Below are 17,183 nucleotides of genomic sequence, written 5' to 3' on the forward strand. Positions count from 1 at the left end.
GATAGCTGGGACAATAGAGGCATATGAGCGAAGTTGCCTCCCCCGAACGTACGGCCACGCCGACTGCCCCCAAGGTCGGTTTCGTGAGCCTGGGCTGCCCCAAGGCCCTGACCGATTCCGAATTGATCCTGACCCAGCTGAGTGCCGAGGGTTATCAAACCGCCAAGACCTTCGAAGGTGCCGATCTGGTGATCGTCAATACCTGCGGCTTCATCGACGATGCCGTGAAGGAGAGTTTGGACACCATTGGCGAGGCGCTGGCTGAAAACGGCCGTGTGATCGTCACCGGCTGCCTGGGTGCCAAGACCGGCGACCAGGGCGGCAATCTGGTGCGCCAGATGCACCCGAGCGTGTTGGCCGTGACCGGCCCGCATGCCACGCAGGAGGTGATGGATGCGGTGCACGCCAATCTGCCCAAGCCGCACGATCCCTTCATCGACCTGGTGCCGAACACTTTCGGCGTCGCCGGCCTCAAGCTGACGCCGCGCCACTACGCCTACCTGAAGATCAGCGAGGGCTGCAACCACCGCTGCACCTTCTGCATCATTCCCTCGATGCGCGGCGACCTTGTGTCGCGGCCGGTGGGCGACGTGTTGAGCGAAGCCAAGGCCTTGTTCGAGGGCGGCGTGAAAGAGCTGCTGGTGATCAGCCAGGACACCTCGGCCTACGGCGTCGACGTGAAATACCGCACCGGGTTCTGGGATGGCAAGCCGGTCAAGACCCGCATGCTCGAACTGGTGCGCACGCTTGGCGAAATCGCAGAGCCGTATGGCGCGTGGGTTCGACTGCACTACGTGTACCCGTACCCGAGCGTCGACGAGATCATTCCGCTGATGGCAAGCGGCCAGGTGCTGCCGTATCTCGACGTGCCCTTGCAGCACAGCCATCCCGATGTGCTGAAGCGCATGAAGCGTCCGGCCAGTGGCGAGAAGAATCTTGAGCGGTTGGCGCGCTGGCGTGAGGTATGCCCGGAGCTCGTGATCCGCAGCACCTTCATCGCTGGCTTCCCCGGTGAAACGGAGCAGGAATTCGAGCATCTGCTCGACTTCATCCGTGAAGCCGAAATCGACCGTGCCGGTTGCTTTGCCTACAGTCCGGTGGCAGGTGCTACCGCCAACGATATTCCGGGCATGCTGCCCGAAGCCGAACGCGAGGCGCGTCGCGCACGTTTCATGGAGGTGGCCGAGGCCGTGTCGATCGCCAAGCTGCAACGGCGCATTGGCTCGACGATGCAGGTGCTGGTCGATTCAGCGCCGGGCATGGGTCGCAAGGGCGGGGTGGGGCGCACGTACGCCGATGCGCCGGAGATCGACGGCACGGTTCGCCTGCTGCCGCCCGAGAAGATCAGCAAGACGCTGAAGGTGGGTGAGTTCACCCGCGCGCGCATCGTGGGTGCCGAGGGCCACGACCTGATCGCATTGCCCGTTTGATGCGGATTCGAATGGACAAGAAAAAAGCCACCGGAGGCCGGTGGCTTGAATCGAATGACCTGGTAAGGGTCTGCTTGAATTTGGTGCCCAGAAGAGGACTCGAACCTCCACGATGTTACTCGCTAGTACCTGAAACTAGTGCGTCTACCAATTCCGCCATCTGGGCTTGTTTTGCATTTCAGCAAAGACTACGAGTATACACAATTTGGCCCGGCAATTCCGTCGTCTCGAAGCGTGTGGAGAAGCTCAAGCGTCTGCTTGGCCTCGCTTGCGAAGGCTGCGTTGGGCGTTTGATGCGGATTCAAACGGCCATGAAAAAAGCCACCGGAGGCCGGTGGCTTGAATCGAATGACCTGGTAAAGGTCTGTTTAAACTTGGTGCCCAGAAGAGGACTCGAACCTCCACGATGTTACTCGCTAGTACCTGAAACTAGTGCGTCTACCAATTCCGCCATCTGGGCCCACAGAGCTGCCGAAGCAGCAATGTTTTGAATTTCAGGAAAGAAGGAGATCATATCAAAAATAATGTCACTTCCAGCGGCTTGCTGGATGAATTCGAAGGAACTGTTCAAGGACATCGCGATGGGCACGGCTTCGTGCAGCGCGACGACGGTGAAGCAGACATCTACCTGCCTCCGAACGAAATGCGCGCGGTGCTACACAAGGATCGCGTCAAGGCGCGCGTCGTGCGCCAGGACCGCCGCGGTCGCCCCGAAGGGCGCGTGGTGGAAATCATCGAGCGTCCCGAGCAGCCCATCATCGGCCGCCTGTTGCACGAAGGAGGCATCTGGCTCGTTGCACCGGAAGACAAGCGCTATGGCCAGGACGTCCTGATTCCCAAGGGCGCAACCGGCCCCGCGAAGGTGGGACAGGTGGTGGTCGTGCAGCTTACCGAGCCGCCGGCTCTGTTCGGCCAGCCCGTTGGCCGCGTGAAAGAAGTACTGGGCGAGATCGACGACCCAGGCATGGAGATCGAGATCGCCGTGCGCAAGTACGGCGTGCCGCACGAGTTTTCCGCGGAGTGCCTGGCCGAAGCCAAGGCATTGCCCGAGAAGGTTCGTCCCGCCGACAAGAAGGGGCGCGTCGACCTCACCGACATTCCACTCGTCACCATTGACGGCGAAGACGCACGCGACTTCGACGACGCCGTGTACTGCGAACCCGCGAAGGTGGGCCGCGGCAAGGGCTGGCGCCTGCTGGTTGCCATCGCCGACGTCAGTGCCTATGTGCAGACCGGCTCGGGCATCGACATTGACGCCTACGACCGCGCTACCAGCGTGTACTTCCCGCGCCGCGTGATCCCGATGCTGCCCGAGAAGCTGTCGAACGGCCTGTGCTCGCTCAACCCCGAGGTCGAGCGCCTGTGCATGGTGTGCGACATGTTGGTCGCGGCCGACGGCGAAATCTACGCGTACCAGTTCTACCCGGCCGTAATGTTCAGCCACGCACGCTTCACGTACACCGAGGTGGCCGCCATCCTCGGCAACACGCGCGGTCCCGAAGCTGCCAAGCGCAAGGACCGCGTCAAGGACCTGCTGAACCTCGCCGACGTCTACAAGGCGCTGCTCAAGCAGCGCGGCAAGCGCGGCGCGGTCGACTTCGAAACCACCGAGACGCAGATCATTTGCGACGACGCTGGCCGCATCGAAAAGATCGTGCCGCGCACGCGCAACGAGGCGCACCGCCTGATCGAAGAAGCGATGCTCGCAGCCAACGTCTGCAGTGCCGACTTCATCGCCGAAGGCAAGCACCCGGGCCTGTACCGCGTGCACGAAGGCCCGACGCCCGAGAAGAAGGAAATCCTGCGCGGCTACCTGAAGGCCATGGGTGTCGGCCTGAGCATCACCGACGACCCCAAGCCGGGCGAGTTCCAGGCGATTGCCGACGCAACCAAGGAGCGCCCCGACGCGCAGCAGATCCACACCATGCTGCTGCGCTCGATGCAGCAGGCGATCTACACGCCGATCAACAGCGGTCACTTCGGCCTGGCCTACGAGGCCTACACGCACTTCACGAGCCCGATCCGGCGCTATCCGGACCTGCTGGTGCACCGCGTGATCAAGGCGATCCTCTCGAAGACGCGCTACCAGCTGCCGATGCTGCCCACGCCTGGCGAGGCGCATGCCAAGCTGGCCAAGCGGCTCGCGTCGCGCGTGAAAGCGCCAACCAGCAAGCCGCAGAAGGCCACTGTCGCTCCTACCAAGGAAGTGCTGGCATGGGAGGCTGCAGGCCTGCATTGCAGCGCCAACGAGCGCCGCGCCGATGAAGCCAGCCGCGACGTCGAGGCCTGGCTCAAGTGCAAGTACATGCGCGAGCACCTCGGTGAGGAATACGGCGGCGTGGTCACGGCGGCCACGACCTTCGGTATCTTCGTCACGCTCGACGCGATGTACGTCGAAGGCCTGGTGCACATCACCGAGCTCGGCGGCGAGTACTTCAAGTTCGACGAGATGCGCCAGGAACTGCGCGGCGAGCGCACCGGCATCCGCTATGCCATCGGCACGCGGGTGCGAGTGCAGGTGAGCCGTGTCGACCTGGACGGCCGCAAGATCGACTTCCGCCTCGTGCGCGAAGGCGAAGAGCTCACGGCCCGTGCCATGAAGGACAAGGGTGCGGCATCATCTGGCGTGCCGGTCAAGGCCTCGGCCAAGCGCAGCACGCGCCACAAGGCCGAAGCTGGCAATGCAGAGTCGCGCGCGGAGCGCGGCACTTCGGCCACGGCCGGGCCGCAGTCGGCGATGCAGGCCTTCAAGTCGGCGGTCAAGAAGGCCGCCAACAAGATGAAGGGGCGCAAGCCGCGCCGCTGAAGCAAGCCTCGCACGCCGCACGAACCATCGACAAACCGAAAAGAGAAAGAGACAGACAGCATGAGCGCTGAAGACAACAAGGGCCGCATCGCCATCGTCACGGGTGCGGGCTCCGGCATCGGCCGCGCCGCCGCGCTGGCATTGCTGGGCGACGGCTGGAGTGTGGTTCTGGCGGGGCGCCGCCTGGAGCCGTTGGAGCAGGTGGCGCAAGAATCGGGCGCCGGTGCACGCGCCTTCGCGGTGTCGACCGATGTGTCCAACGCGAACTCGGTGCAGGCCTTGTTCGCCGCCACCGTCGAGCGCTTCGGCCGCGTCGACCTGCTGTTCAACAACGCCGGCGTGGGCAACCCGCCGGGCCCGTTCGAGGACTGGACACCCGAACAATGGCAAGGCGTGGTCGACATCAATCTGACCGGCATGTTCTTCTGCATCCAGCAGGCATTCCGCACGATGAAGGCGCAGACGCCGATGGGCGGCCGCATCATCAACAACGGCTCCATCTCGGCCACGGCGCCGCGGCCGAACTCGGCCGCGTACACGGCGACCAAGCACGCGGTCGAAGGGCTGACCAAGACCGCATCGCTCGACGGCCGCAAGTACGACATCGCCGTGGGGCAGGTGGACGTGGGCAATGCCATGACCGAGCTGGCTGCGCGCATGGCCAAGGGCGTGCCGCAGGCCAACGGCGAACTCGCGATCGAGCCGCTGATCGACGTCAAGATCGTGGGCCAGTCGGTGCTCTACATGGCGAACCTGCCGCTGGAAGCCAACGTGCTGTTCCACACCATCATGGCGACGAAGATGCCCTTCGTCGGACGCGGCTAAAAAGCTCGTGTCAGGCGGGCGCGCGGCGGGCCAGCGTGCCGGCCGTGAGCGGGGCCGCATCGGCCGGCCATGTGTCGGCGATGTGGCCGTGCTGCCAGACGGCTTCGCGCGCTGCTTCGAAGGCTGGCTGGCGCATGGCCAGCGCCGCGCCGATCATGCCGGCCAGCACGTCGCCGGTGCCTGCACTCGCGAGGCGAGCGTTGCCGGTCAGATTGATGATCGGCGGGGTGTCGGTGCTGTCAGCAATGACGGTGCCTGACCCCTTGAGCACGGCCACGACACCGAAGCGCGCGGCGAGTTGGCGGGCCGCGGCCAGCCTGTCGGCCTGGATGTCGCCGACCGTACAGCCCAGCAGGCGCGCAGCTTCCAGCGGATGTGGCGTGATCACGGTGGGTGATCCGCTTCTTCCCCGCGACAGCAGCTGTGTCTGCAACGTGCCATCGGCTGCGATTGCGTTCAGCGCGTCGGCATCGAGCACCAGGGCGGCCGCCGTCGATAGCACGCGCGGCAGCAGTTCGCGCACGGCCTCTCCACCGCCGCAGCCGCACACCGCCGTCATGCCTGACAGGTCGAGCGTTCGGGCGTCGTGCAGCATCAGTTCGGGTTGCGCGGTGTCGACTGGGGCCGCGCTCGGGTCGAGCAACCCAACGAACACGCGTCCCGCACCGCCGTGCAATGCCGCCGAGCCGGCCAGCAGGGCGGCGCCCGCCATGCCGGACGCTCCGCCGATCACTGCGACGTCACCGTAGCTGCCTTTGTGCGAGGCATGGGCGCGCGGCTGCGCATCGGGTGCTCCGGCGATTCGGGCCACGGGTTGATCCTTGAATGCGCTGCAACCCAGGCCGTCGAACCACACCGTGCCCGCCGCATCGCGGCCCTGAGCTGTGAACAGGCCGGGCTTCAATGTGAGAAAGGTGATGCAGGTGCGGGCCGATGCTTGCGTGTGGTCGGCGCCATGGGGCAGGGTGCCGGTGTCCGCATTCAGGCCCGACGGCACATCGACGCTGAGTACGGGCTGGCCGCTCGCATGCATCTTCGCCAGCCATTCGGCCATCGTGCCTTCGGGCGGCCGAGTCGATCCGATGCCGAGCAATGCGTCGATGGCCAGTTCGTAGGCCGAAGGCGGCGTCGATGCAAAGGTGACGCCCGCATCGCGGGCACGCTGCAGCGCTGCCTTGGCGTCCGGCGGCAAGCGACTTTCATCTCCCAGGAACGTGACGACCGGAAAGAAGCCCCGATGACGCAACTGCGCAGCCGCCTCGAAGCCGTCACCGCCGTTGTTTCCCGGCCCGCAAGCAACCCAGATCGTGCGCGCATGCGGCGCAATCGCCATCGCGAGCCGCGCCACTGCAAGGCCGGCGCGCTGCATGAGCGCATGGGCGGGCTGGGCGGCCGCGGCGGCATGCTCGATGCGGCGCGTGGCGGCGATGTCGAACAGCTCGGCAGCGATGGCGGAGGTGATGCGTTGCATCGGCGCATTGTGCCGCCGCGCTGTCTCCCTATCATCCGGGGATGAACCTCAAGAGCGTCGGTTGGCTGCTTGTCCTGCTTCTCGCGGCGCTTGTCTTTTTCCTCATCGCGACGATGGCGTGGATTGCAGGCTTGGGATGGGTCCTGGCCCTGCTGTGTGCCGTATGGGGTGTCTTCCTGCTGGCCGAGCTGAAACGATGGGTGTCTCTGCGGGACGTAGCCTGGGCCGCCAATGTCGGCTTCGGCTGCAGCGTGATCCGGTGGTTCGACGTCCCGGGCGAAACTACTTCTGGCCTGATGCGTCTGGCCCTGCTGGGTGCCGCCGCGCTGTGCCTGATTTTCTTTGCGCTGCTCGGCCCCGGACTGTTGGGATGGATTGCCAGCAGACTTCGCCCCCCGCCGGAACCCGCGCTGCCTGTCGAACAGCCGGCGAGCCCCGAGGCCCTGCGCCGGTGGGGTCCTAAAGACTGAGCCGCTCGACCCCGAGTCCTTCGAGGTCGATGCCTGGGTCCTGCCCGGCGATCAGGTCGCCCAGCACGCGCGCGCTGCCGCACGACAGCGCCCAGCCGCTCGACCCATGGCCAAGGTTGAGCCACACACCGGGAATGCCGCTGGCACCCAGCACCGGCGGGCCGTCCGGCAGCATCGGCCGTGCGCCTTTCCATTGCTGCACGCCGGACTGCAGCGTGGCCGCGCCCGGGAACCAGTCGTGCAGCACCTTGTAGAGCGTTTGAACCGCGGCGGGGTTCATCGTGTCGAGCGAGCCACCGATCTCGGCACTGCCGGCCACCCGCACGCGCTGGCCCAGGCGGGATATGGCGACCTTGTAGCGTTCGTCCATTACCGCGCTGCGCGGCGCGTTGAGCGGCTCGCGGATCGGCGCACTCACCGAATGGCCGTAGACCGGCGCCATCGGGATGCGCAGGCCCAGCGGCCGCAGCAGCGCGGCCGATGCCAGGCCGGCGCACATCACGACCGCGTCGTAGCGCACAGGGTCGGAGCCGCTCGCCAACGACAGCGAGGTGGGCGCCGCGCGGCTCAGCGGCGCGATGTCGCAGTTGAAATGAAACTGCGCGCCGAACGACTCGGCCTCCCACTTGAGCAGCAGTGCGAACTGGCGGCAGTTGGCCACTTCGTCTTCGGGCAGGTGAATGGCGCCCGCCAGCGGGGTGTCGGCGTTGAGGGCGGGCTCGATCAGTCGGGCCTCGTCGGCATCGATTTCCTTGAAGACGCTGCCGGCCGAGCGCAGCACCTCCAGCCCGGCCTGCACCAGCTTCTTGTCGCGCTTGGAACGCAGCAGCACCAGATACCCGTCGCTGCGTTCGTAGCTGAGCTCGCGCGCCTCGGTCACTTCGTGCAGCCGGTTGCGGCTGTAGAAGGCCAGGCGCTGCATGCGGGCGCGGTTGGCCAGGTAGGTTTCGAGCTTGCAGGCCTTCTGCCAGCGTGAAAGCCAGCCGAGGTCGCGCGAACCCAGCGGCCAGCGCAGCTTGATGGCGCCGTGCGAGGACAGCAGCGAGCGCAGCACCTTGCCGCGCATGCCGGGGGCGGCCCACGGCGTGACGTACCCGGGAGCGACCACGCCGGCGTTGGCGAAGCTGGCTTCTTCTGCGGCGGCGCCCCTGCGCTCGAACACGGTCACTTCATGGCCGTCGGAAACCAGTTCCCAGGCGGTGGTGACGCCGATGATGCCGGCGCCCACGATCGCGATTTTCATTGAATGCTCTGAATAAGAGAGATGGCTGACGCCCGTGAGGTGGGCAGTGTCAGCTGTTAATTTTGCAGTGCGCGCTCGGTCTGGAGCGCTACCGCGAGCACGGCGTCGTCGTGCAGCGCGGCGTGCCACAGCATCAGGCCGACCGGCAGTTCGCCGGCGGCGTGGCAGGGCAGCGAGATCGCGCAGCCGTCGAGCATGTTGATGATCGACGGGTTGCGCAGCAGCAATGCGTTGACGCGGAAGAATTCGTCGTCGCGCTCAGCGCCCGGCGCCACGCTGGCGATGGACGGCGCGGTGATCGGCACTGTCGGCGACAGCACGGCGTCGAATGGGGTGAGCGTGGTTTCGACGCGGGCGATCCAGTCGCGGCGGGCATGGATCAGGTCGATGTATTCATGGGCCTTCATCGTGGCGCCGCGCAGGATGCGCTGGGCCACGCGCGGGTCGTAGCCTGCGCCGCTGCGTTCCAGTAGCAGGCGGTGCCAGGCGTGCGACTCGGCTGCCGAGAAGCCACCGGTGGCATTGATGGTGGTCAGCTCGGCGAGCTCGGGCAGTTCGATTTCCACGATGCGGGCGCCGGCTGCGCGGAGCGCCTTCAGCGAGCGCTCGAAGGCGGTGGACACGGCGGGTTCGATGCCGTCGAAGAAGATGTTCTTCACCACGGCCAGCCTGTAGGCTGCCAGAGGGGCGTTGCCGGCGGTCACGCGCCGGGCTGCGAGGATTTCGTGAGCGGTGATGGCGTCGCGAACCGAGCGCGTCATGGCGCAGACGGTGTCTAGCGTGGTCGAAAGCGGCAGTGCGCCGTCTGCAGGCGTCAGCCGGGCCGTGTTCTTGAAGCCGACGATGCCGTTCAGCGCCGCCGGAATGCGGATCGAGCCGCCGGTATCGGAGCCCAGGCCGATGAACGCGGCTCCGCTGGCCACCGAGATCGCCGCGCCGGACGACGAACCGCCTGGAATGCGCGGCGTAGTGGCATCGCTCACATTGGCCGGCGTGCCGTGGTGGGGATTGACGCCGACGCCGGAGAAAGCGAACTCCGTCATGTTGGTGCGGCCGGTCAGCACGCCGCCCGCGGCACGCAGCCGCGCCACGGCGAGGGCATCGGCCTTGGCGGCTGGCGCATGGGCCAGGACTACGGAGCCGGCGGGCGTTGGCTGGCCTTCGATGTCGAACAGGTCCTTGGCGGTGAAGGCGAGGCCTGAAAGCCGGCTCTCGGGGTTCGACGCGGCGGCAGTCTGCCGGGCCTCGTCGAACATGGTGCGGGTGAAGACGTGCGCGCAGACCGGGGACTGGGCGATGCCGATGGCGCGCTCCATTTCGGTGCGTGCATCGGAGCCACCTGCCAGAAGGTCGAGACGGGTGGCGTGAAGGTCGTTCATGAGTGGAGGCGGAGACTGTGCGAGCAGCTCGGGTTCAGGGAAGAGGGGCGGGGGTCGTGCTATACTCTTTGGGTTTCGCTGGCTGAGCGACGGCTCCCGTTGCACCCAGTCAAACACATCCGCAAACCGGCCCAATCAAGGTGTTGTGACTCAGTTCAAAAGAGCACAAAACGGGCTGGATTTTAGACCCAACCTTTGGAGTAATTTCAATGTCTACCACCATGCGCGAAATGCTGGAAGCAGGTGTCCATTTCGGTCACCAAACCCGCTTCTGGAACCCCAAGATGGCCCCGTACATCTTCGGCCATCGCAACAAGATTCACATCATCAACCTGGAAAAGTCGCTGCCGATGTTCCAGGATGCGATGAAGTACGCCAAGCAGCTCACTGCCAACCGCGGCACGATCCTGATGGTCGGCACGAAGCGCCAGGCCCGTGAAATCGTGGCGGCAGAAGCCCGTCGCGCCGGCGTGCCCTTCGTCGACACCCGCTGGCTCGGCGGCATGCTGACCAACTTCAAGACCGTCAAGACCTCGATCAAGCGTCTGAAGGACATGAAGGCCCAGCAGGAAGCTGGCCTCGACTCGCTGAGCAAGAAGGAGCAACTGACCTTCTCGCGCGAAATCGAGAAGCTCGAAAAGGACATCGGCGGCATCCAGGACATGGCCGCGCTGCCCGACGCCATCTTCGTGATCGACGTGGGCTTCCACAAGATCGCCGTGGCCGAAGCCAAGAAGCTCGGCATTCCGCTGATCGGTGTGGTGGACTCCAACCACTCGCCCGAAGGCATCGACTACGTGATCCCCGGCAACGACGACTCGTCGAAGGCTGTCACGCTGTACGCCCGTGGCATCGCCGACGCGATCATCGAAGGCCGCAACAGCGCCACCGGTGACGTGGTCAAGGCCATCGCCGAAGGCAATGGCGACGAATTCGTCGAAGTCGAAGAAGGCGCTTCGGCCTGATTGGCGCGCCTGCGAGCCTGAAGAAGGGGCTTTGATGCCCCTTTTTTTTAACCTGATTTTTGGATTTACGGAGATACCACAAATGGCTGCAATCACCGCAAGCATGGTCGGCGAACTGCGCGCAAAGACCGACGCGCCGATGATGGAGTGCAAGAAGGCCCTGACGGAGGCCGACGGCAACATGGAAAAGGCCGAAGAGCTGCTGCGCATCAAGCTCGGCAACAAGGCTGGCAAGGCATCGGGCCGCATCACCGCTGAAGGCGTGGTCACGGCTTTTGTCGACGGCGCTGCCGGCGGCATGATCGAAATCAACTGCGAAACCGACTTCGTCACCAAGAACGACAGCTTCCTGGCCTTGGCCAACGCTGCCGCGATGCTGGTTGCGAAGAACAACCCCGTGGACATCGCTGCGCTGGGCGCGCTGGCCTATGAGCAAGACGGCTTCGGTCCCACGCTCGAAGACGTGCGCAAGGGCCTGATCGGCAAGATCGGCGAGAACATGAGTTTCCGTCGCTTCAAGCACTTCGCCGGCAACGGCAAGCTGGCTTCGTACCTGCACGGCACGCGCATCGGCGTGATGGTCGAGTTCGAAGGCGACGACACGTCGGCCAAGGACGTGGCGATGCACATTGCCGCCATGAAGCCGGTCGCCATCCAGGCATCGGACGTGCCTGCCGATCTGATCGAAAAAGAGCGCGCAGTTGCCAAGGGCAAGGCCGACGAAGACCGCAAGACGGCCGAAGCCGAAGGCAAGAAGCCGCAGCCGGACGACATCGTTGCCAAGCGCATCGAAGGCGGCGTGCAGAAGTTCCTCAAGGAAGTCTCGCTGCACAACCAGCCGTTCGTGAAGAACGACAAGCAGACCGTCGAGCAGATGCTCAAGGCCGCCAGCACCACGATCAAGGGCTTCACCCTGTACGTGGTCGGCGAAGGCATTGAGAAGAAAGTTGACGACTTCGCAGCCGAGGTGGCCGCGCAAGTTGCAGCGGCCAAGGCTGCTGCTTAAGCCTTTAAGGCTCAACGGCGGTGCGCCCACGCGCGCTGCCGTTTTTTCATCGCTACGTTTTACACTCGTCCCAGTCCAACCAAAGGAAATTGCCCATGTCTGATGCCCGCCCAGCCCACAAGCGAATCTTGTTGAAGCTGTCGGGAGAGGCGTTGATGGGCGATGACGCCTTCGGCATCAACCGCGCCACTATCGTGCGCATGGTGCAAGAGGTGGCCGAGGTCGTGAACATGGGCGTGCAGGTGGCGGTCGTGATCGGTGGCGGCAACATCTTCCGCGGCGTCGCGGGCGGCTCGGTCGGCATGGACCGCGCCACGGCCGACTACATGGGCATGCTGGCCACGGTCATGAACTCGCTGGCGTTGGCCGATGCAATGGACAAACAGGGCCTCGTGGCCCGCGTGATGTCCGCCATTGCCATCGAGCAGGTGGTCGAGCCCTATGTGCGCCCCAAAGCCCTGCAGTACCTCGAAGAGGGCAAGGTCGTGGTGTTCGCCGCTGGCACCGGCAATCCGTTCTTCACCACCGATACGGCCGCTGCGCTGCGCGGTGCCGAGATCGGTGCCGAGCTGGTGCTCAAGGCGACCAAGGTCGACGGCGTCTACACCGCCGATCCCAAGACCAACCCCGATGCAACGCGCTACGTCTCGCTCAGTTTCGACGAGGCGATCGCAAAGAATCTCGGCATCATGGACGCCACGGCCTTCGCGCTGTGCCGCGACCAGAAGCTGCCGATCAAGGTGTTCTCGATTCTCAAGAACGGCGCATTCAAGCGCGTCGTCATGGGCGAGGACGAGGGCACGCTGGTGCATGCCTAGGAGTATTTGAGATGACCATTGCAGATATCCGCAATGCGACCGACGCGAAGATGAATCAGTCGCTCGCCGCATTCCAGAACAACCTCACCAAGATCCGTACCGGCCGCGCCAACTCTGCGCTCCTCGACTCGGTTCACGTCGAGTACTACGGCTCGCAGGTGCCACTGAGCCAGGTGGCCAACGTGTCGGTGCTCGATTCGCGCACCATCAGTGTCCAGCCCTGGGAAAAGGGCATGGGCGCCAAGATCGAGAAGGCCATTCGCGAAAGCGACCTGGGCCTGAACCCCGCCTCGATGGGCGACCTGATCCGCGTGCCGCTGCCCGCCATGAGCGAAGAGCGCCGCAAGGAAATGACCAAGCTGGTCCGCAACGAAGGCGAAACCGCCAAGATCGCCACGCGCAACCTGCGCCGCGATGCGAACGAGTCGGTCAAGAAGCTGGTCAAGGACAAGCTGGCGTCCGAAGACGACCAGAAGCGCGCCGAAGCCGAGATCCAGAAGGTCACCGACCGCCATATCGCGGAAATCGACCGCCTGGTCGCGGCCAAGGAAGCGGAGATCATGGCCGTTTGAGGCCTGTCATGGCCTCTTCAGCGCCACGCATTCCCCACCACGTTGCCATCGTCATGGACGGCAACGGCCGTTGGGCCACGCGGCGCTTCCTGCCCCGCGTCGCGGGGCATAAGCAAGGTGTCGAATCGCTGCGCCGTTGCGTCAAGGCCTGCGCCGACCGCGGCGTGGGCGTGCTCACGGTGTTCGCGTTCTCGTCCGAGAACTGGAATCGTCCCGTTGAGGAAGTCTCCGGGCTCATGGACCTGATGGTCGGTGCGCTCGCCCGCGAGGTGCCGAAGCTCAGCAAGGATGGCGTGCGGCTGCATTTCGTCGGCGAACGGGCCGGCCTGTCGCAGAAGATGGTGAAGGGCCTGGTTGATGCCGAGGCGGCCACGGCGCACAACACGCGCATGGTGCTCAACGTCTGCTTCAACTACGGCGGCCGTTGGGACATCGCGCAGGCCGCCGCCAGGCTGGCGGCGCAGGGTGAGGCAATCACCGAAGCCGGCCTCGACCGCGCCATGGCCCTGGCCCACGTGCCCGACCCCGACCTGTTCATCCGCACGGGGGGCGAGCAGCGGTTGTCCAATTTCCTGCTCTGGCAGAGTGCCTATGCCGAGCTTTTCTTCAGCGACAAGCTGTGGCCCGAATTCGACGAGGCTGCGCTGGACGAGGCCATTGCCGCGTTCCAGGGCCGCGAGCGGCGCTTCGGCCAAACCTCGGCACAGGTCAAGACCGCTACGGCCTGAGGGCCTGACAACCTCCCGCATGCTCAAACAACGCATCCTCACGGCGATCGTGCTGCTCGCGATCCTGCTGCCAGCGCTGTTCTATCGAAACTACATCCCCTTCGCCTGCGTCATGCTGGTGCTGATCGGCGCTGGTGCCTGGGAGTGGGGGCGTCTGAACGGATACGGCCAGCGGCTGTCGGTGTTCCTCGGCATCGAAACGGTGGTGCTGTGCGCGCTGTCCTGGTGGCTGGGGCTGCTGGAGCAGCCGTTGGTCCTGATGTGGACTCTGGCCAGTGCAGCCTGGGTGCTGGGCGGCGCGGCGCTGCTGCGCGTGGCGGTGCCGGGCTGGCCCCGCATTCCGCGCGGGCTGCGGCTGGTCGGCGGTTTGCTGGCACTGTGGGTGGCATGGCTTGCCGCAGTGCAGGCGCGCATGATCGGCATCAACTTCCTGCTGTCGATCCTGGTGCTGGTGTGGGTGGCCGACGTATTCGCCTATTTCGCTGGCCGCGCCTTCGGCCTCAAGTTCACCCGCAACAAGCTCGCGCCTGCGATCAGTCCCGGCAAGAGCTGGGAAGGCGTGTGGGGCGGCATGATCGGTGTGGTGGTGCTGGCCTTTGCCTGGGTCTGGGCCGACAAAGCCACAGGCGCGACCGTGGCCAGCCTCTATACCCGTCTCAACGAGCGTGGCTGGTGGCTGTTGCTGCTTGCCGCGTTGTTCCTCGCGGCCATGAGCGTCGTGGGCGACCTCGTCGAATCTCTCATCAAGCGCAGTGCCGGCGCCAAGGACAGCAGCCGGCTGCTGCCCGGCCACGGCGGCGTCCTCGACCGCGTGGATGCCCTCTTGCCGGCGCTTCCCATTGCCATGATGCTGGCTTTCCTGTGAACTCACCCAAAAGACAACGCGTTACGGTGCTCGGCTCGACCGGTTCGGTCGGCGTGAGCACACTCGACGTCATTTCGCGGCACCCCGAGCGTTTCGAGGTGTTTGCCCTTTCGGCGGCCACCAAGGTCGACGAGTTGCTGGCGCAGTGCGCGCAGTTCTCGCCGAAATTCGCCGTGATGGCCAGTGCGCCGCACGCTGCGTTGCTGGCTGAAAAGCTGAAGCAGAACAGCCTGAAGACGGTTGTCCTGATGGGCGATGATGCTCTCGAAACGATAGCGTCTCATGACGAAGTCGATGCCGTGATGGCTGCCATCGTCGGTGCGGCGGGCCTTGGCCCTTGCCTGGCCGCCGCGCGCGCCGGCAAGCGGTTGCTGCTGGCCAACAAGGAAGCGCTTGTCGTCGGCGGCGAGCTCTTCATGCGCACCGTGCGCGAAGGCGGCGCCACGCTGCTGCCTATCGACAGCGAGCATTCGGCCATCTTCCAGTCGCTGCCTGAAGACCCGTCTACATGGGCACGGCGTATCGACAAGATCATCCTGACCGCCTCGGGCGGCCCGTTCCGCACTCGCGCGCCGGAAACCCTGGGTACGGTGACGCCAGAACAGGCCTGCGCCCATCCGAACTGGGTCATGGGCCGCAAGATCTCGGTCGACTCGGCCACCATGATGAACAAGGCCCTCGAAGTGATCGAGGCGCGTCACCTGTTCGGCGTCGCGCCCGATCAGATCGAGGTGGTCATTCATCCGCAGAGCGTGGTGCACTCGATGGTGCAGTTCACCGACGCCTCGGTCATCGCCCAGCTCGGCACACCCGACATGCGGGTGCCGATCGCGGTGGGTCTGGCCTGGCCCGAGCGCATCGAGAGCGGTGCTGCGCGGCTCGACTTCCGCCAGATGGCCTCTCTGACCTTCGATGCACCTGACGCGGCGCTCTTTCCCGGACTGGGTCTGGCATGGCACGCACTGCGCGCCGCGCCGGGCACGACGGCGGTGCTCAACGCCGCCAACGAGGTCGCAGTTGAAGCCTTCCTGAACCGACGCCTGCGTTTTGATTGCATACATGCGGTCAACATGGAAACTTTGGAGAGGGTCGCCCCCTCCAAGCCGGCATCGTTGGCCGACCTGCTGGCGATCGATGCCAGCGCCCGCGCGGCGGCCAATGCCGCGGCGCTGCGTTTCGCAGCCTGACCTGACGCCCCCTCCGTAGAGACCAAGGACCCCGATGCTGCTCACTGTCATAGCCTTTGTGGTCGCACTCGGTGTCTTGATCGCGGTGCACGAATACGGCCACTACCGCGTGGCCGTTGCCTGTGGCGTCAAGGTGGAGCGCTTCTCCGTCGGGTTCGGCAAGGCGCTGCTGCGCTGGCAACCCAAGCGCCAGCATCCGGGGCAGCAAACCGAGTTCGTCATCGGTGCGTTCCCGTTTGGCGGCTACGTCAAGATGCTCGACGAGCGCGAGGGGCCGGTCGCGCCTGAAGAGCGCCATCGCGCCTTCAACACCCAGCCTTTGCGTTCCCGCGCGGCCATTGTCGCGGCGGGGCCGATTGCCAATCTGCTGCTGGCTGTCGTGCTTTACACGGCGGTCAACTGGATTGGCGTGCAGGAGCCGGTCGCCAAGCTGGCGCGGCCGGTGGCAGCGTCCTTGGCCGAAGCGGCGGGCCTGCGCGGCGGCGAGCACATCACACAAGCGGGCTTCGATGGCGACCTGTCGCCGGTTCAGTCCTTCGAGGATCTGCGCTGGCGCATGACGCGTGGCGCGCTCGATGGTCATGACCTGACGCTCGAAGTCGCAGGGGAAGCCGGCCGGCCGGCGCGCCAGCTGGTGCTGCCGCTGAGCCGCATGGAGACCAAGGACGCCGATCCGCAGATGTTCCGCAAGATCGGCGTGGTGGCACCCCTGACCCGGCCCGAGATCGGCGAAGTCATGGCGGGCAGTGCTGCGGAAAGCGCCGGCCTGCGCAACGGCGACATGGTGCGCGCCATTGGCGACACGGCCATCGTCGACGGGCAGCAGCTGCGCGAGGTGATCCGGGCGTCGGTCGACGGCGACCAGCCGCGCACCCAGGCCTGGCAGGTCGAGCGCGGCGGTCAGCCGCTCACGATCGACGTGAAGCCCGAGGTGCGGGAAGAGGGCGGCGTCAAGGTGGGGCGCATCGGTGCCTACGTTGGTGCGCCGCCCGAAATGGTGACGGTGCGCCAAGGGCTGGTCGACGGTGTCTGGCGTGGTGTAGTGCGCACCTGGGAGGTGTCCGCGCTGACCGTGCGCATGATGGGCAAGATGGTCATCGGCGAGGCTTCGCTCAAGAACCTGAGCGGTCCGCTCACGATCGCCGACTACGCTGGCAAGTCTGCAAGCCTCGGTTTCACTCAGTATCTGGTCTTCCTGGCGCTCATCAGCGTGAGCCTCGGGGTCCTCAATCTCATGCCGCTGCCGGTCCTCGATGGGGGACACCTGATGTATTATCTTTGGGAGGGCCTGACCGGCAAGAGCGTCTCCGACGCCTGGATGGAACGGCTTCAGCGCGGGGGTGTGGCCCTGCTGCTGGTCATGATGTCGGTCGCACTCTTCAACGACGTCACGCGGCTCTTTGGTTAACTTTCTGCCC

The 17,183-nt window shown here is 65.3% G+C and carries 15 protein-coding genes and 2 tRNA genes; 12 read left to right on the plus strand and 5 right to left on the minus strand.

Going from position 1 to position 17,183, the window contains the following annotated elements:
- Positions 1–23 precede the first annotated feature (23 nt).
- Positions 24–1,430, plus strand: coding sequence for a 30S ribosomal protein S12 methylthiotransferase RimO (rimO, locus tag ACSFBF_RS01990; RefSeq protein ID WP_435464683.1), 1,407 nt, complete (start codon positions 24–26; stop codon positions 1,428–1,430).
- A gap of 81 nt (positions 1,431–1,511) precedes the next feature.
- On the opposite strand, the gene ACSFBF_RS01995 is transcribed toward rimO, so the two are convergent.
- A tRNA-Leu gene (locus tag ACSFBF_RS01995) sits at positions 1,512–1,596 on the minus strand.
- Positions 1,597–1,805: 209 nt separating this feature from the next.
- Positions 1,806–1,890 (minus strand) — tRNA-Leu (locus ACSFBF_RS02000).
- An 81-nt stretch (positions 1,891–1,971) separates the two neighbouring features.
- On the opposite strand from ACSFBF_RS02000, the gene rnr reads away from it, so the two are divergent.
- Together rnr and ACSFBF_RS02010 are read left to right on the plus strand one after the other, a co-directional pair.
- A complete protein-coding gene (gene rnr / locus ACSFBF_RS02005; RefSeq protein WP_435464684.1) occupies positions 1,972–4,236 on the plus strand; it encodes a ribonuclease R in 2,265 nt (754 codons plus the stop codon).
- A gap of 60 nt (positions 4,237–4,296) precedes the next feature.
- A complete protein-coding gene (locus ACSFBF_RS02010) occupies positions 4,297–5,061 on the plus strand; it encodes an SDR family oxidoreductase (RefSeq protein ID WP_435464685.1) in 765 nt (254 codons plus the stop codon).
- Positions 5,062–5,071: 10 nt separating this feature from the next.
- Here the strand turns inward: ACSFBF_RS02010 and ACSFBF_RS02015 are convergent, their stop codons facing one another.
- Positions 5,072–6,532, minus strand: a complete 1,461-nt coding sequence (locus tag ACSFBF_RS02015; protein WP_435464686.1) for an NAD(P)H-hydrate dehydratase — start codon at positions 6,530–6,532, stop codon at positions 5,072–5,074.
- Positions 6,533–6,573: 41 nt separating this feature from the next.
- Here ACSFBF_RS02015 and ACSFBF_RS02020 point away from each other — a divergent pair, with 41 nt between their 5' ends.
- Positions 6,574–7,002 (plus strand): hypothetical protein, encoded by a 429-nt coding sequence (locus ACSFBF_RS02020; protein WP_435464687.1) that lies wholly within the window; start codon positions 6,574–6,576, stop codon positions 7,000–7,002.
- Here ACSFBF_RS02020 and ACSFBF_RS02025 read toward each other — a convergent pair.
- Together ACSFBF_RS02025 and ACSFBF_RS02030 are read right to left on the minus strand one after the other, a co-directional pair.
- Entirely contained in the window at positions 6,992–8,245 is a 1,254-nt protein-coding gene (locus ACSFBF_RS02025; RefSeq protein WP_435464688.1) for a D-amino acid dehydrogenase, read from the minus strand. The genes ACSFBF_RS02020 and ACSFBF_RS02025 overlap by 11 nt on opposite strands.
- A 56-nt stretch (positions 8,246–8,301) precedes the next feature.
- Positions 8,302–9,624 carry an amidase gene (locus ACSFBF_RS02030; protein WP_435464689.1) on the minus strand — a complete coding sequence of 441 codons (1,323 nt, stop codon included), beginning with the start codon at positions 9,622–9,624 and terminating at the stop codon, positions 8,302–8,304.
- A gap of 209 nt (positions 9,625–9,833) precedes the next feature.
- Between ACSFBF_RS02030 and rpsB the strand changes: the two genes are divergently transcribed.
- From rpsB to rseP, 8 genes are all read left to right on the plus strand, one after another.
- Positions 9,834–10,589 (plus strand): 30S ribosomal protein S2, encoded by a 756-nt coding sequence (gene rpsB, locus ACSFBF_RS02035; RefSeq protein ID WP_093056541.1) that lies wholly within the window; start codon positions 9,834–9,836, stop codon positions 10,587–10,589.
- An 82-nt stretch (positions 10,590–10,671) separates the two neighbouring features.
- Positions 10,672–11,595: a translation elongation factor Ts gene (gene tsf, locus ACSFBF_RS02040; protein ID WP_435464690.1), complete on the plus strand. Its 924-nt coding sequence runs from the start codon at positions 10,672–10,674 to the stop codon at positions 11,593–11,595.
- 95 nt (positions 11,596–11,690) lie between these two features.
- On the plus strand, positions 11,691–12,413 hold the full coding sequence (pyrH, locus tag ACSFBF_RS02045; RefSeq protein WP_093056543.1) for a UMP kinase: 723 nt from the start codon (positions 11,691–11,693) through the stop codon (positions 12,411–12,413).
- Between the two features lie 11 nt (positions 12,414–12,424).
- Positions 12,425–12,985, plus strand: a complete 561-nt coding sequence (frr, locus tag ACSFBF_RS02050) for a ribosome recycling factor (protein WP_435464691.1) — start codon at positions 12,425–12,427, stop codon at positions 12,983–12,985.
- Positions 12,986–12,993: 8 nt separating this feature from the next.
- Positions 12,994–13,713, plus strand: a complete 720-nt coding sequence (gene uppS, locus ACSFBF_RS02055; RefSeq protein ID WP_435464692.1) for a polyprenyl diphosphate synthase — start codon at positions 12,994–12,996, stop codon at positions 13,711–13,713.
- A gap of 19 nt (positions 13,714–13,732) precedes the next feature.
- Positions 13,733–14,578, plus strand: a complete 846-nt coding sequence (locus ACSFBF_RS02060; RefSeq protein WP_435458359.1) for a phosphatidate cytidylyltransferase — start codon at positions 13,733–13,735, stop codon at positions 14,576–14,578.
- Positions 14,575–15,765 carry a 1-deoxy-D-xylulose-5-phosphate reductoisomerase gene (ispC, locus tag ACSFBF_RS02065; protein ID WP_435464693.1) on the plus strand — a complete coding sequence of 397 codons (1,191 nt, stop codon included), beginning with the start codon at positions 14,575–14,577 and terminating at the stop codon, positions 15,763–15,765. Before ACSFBF_RS02060 ends, ispC begins: the two co-directional genes overlap by 4 nt.
- A gap of 34 nt (positions 15,766–15,799) precedes the next feature.
- Entirely contained in the window at positions 15,800–17,173 is a 1,374-nt protein-coding gene (gene rseP, locus ACSFBF_RS02070; protein ID WP_435464694.1) for an RIP metalloprotease RseP, read from the plus strand.
- Positions 17,174–17,183 lie beyond the last annotated feature (10 nt).

Source organism: Variovorax nivicola, assembly GCF_051216475.1.
Classification (GTDB): domain Bacteria; phylum Pseudomonadota; class Gammaproteobacteria; order Burkholderiales; family Burkholderiaceae_C; genus Variovorax.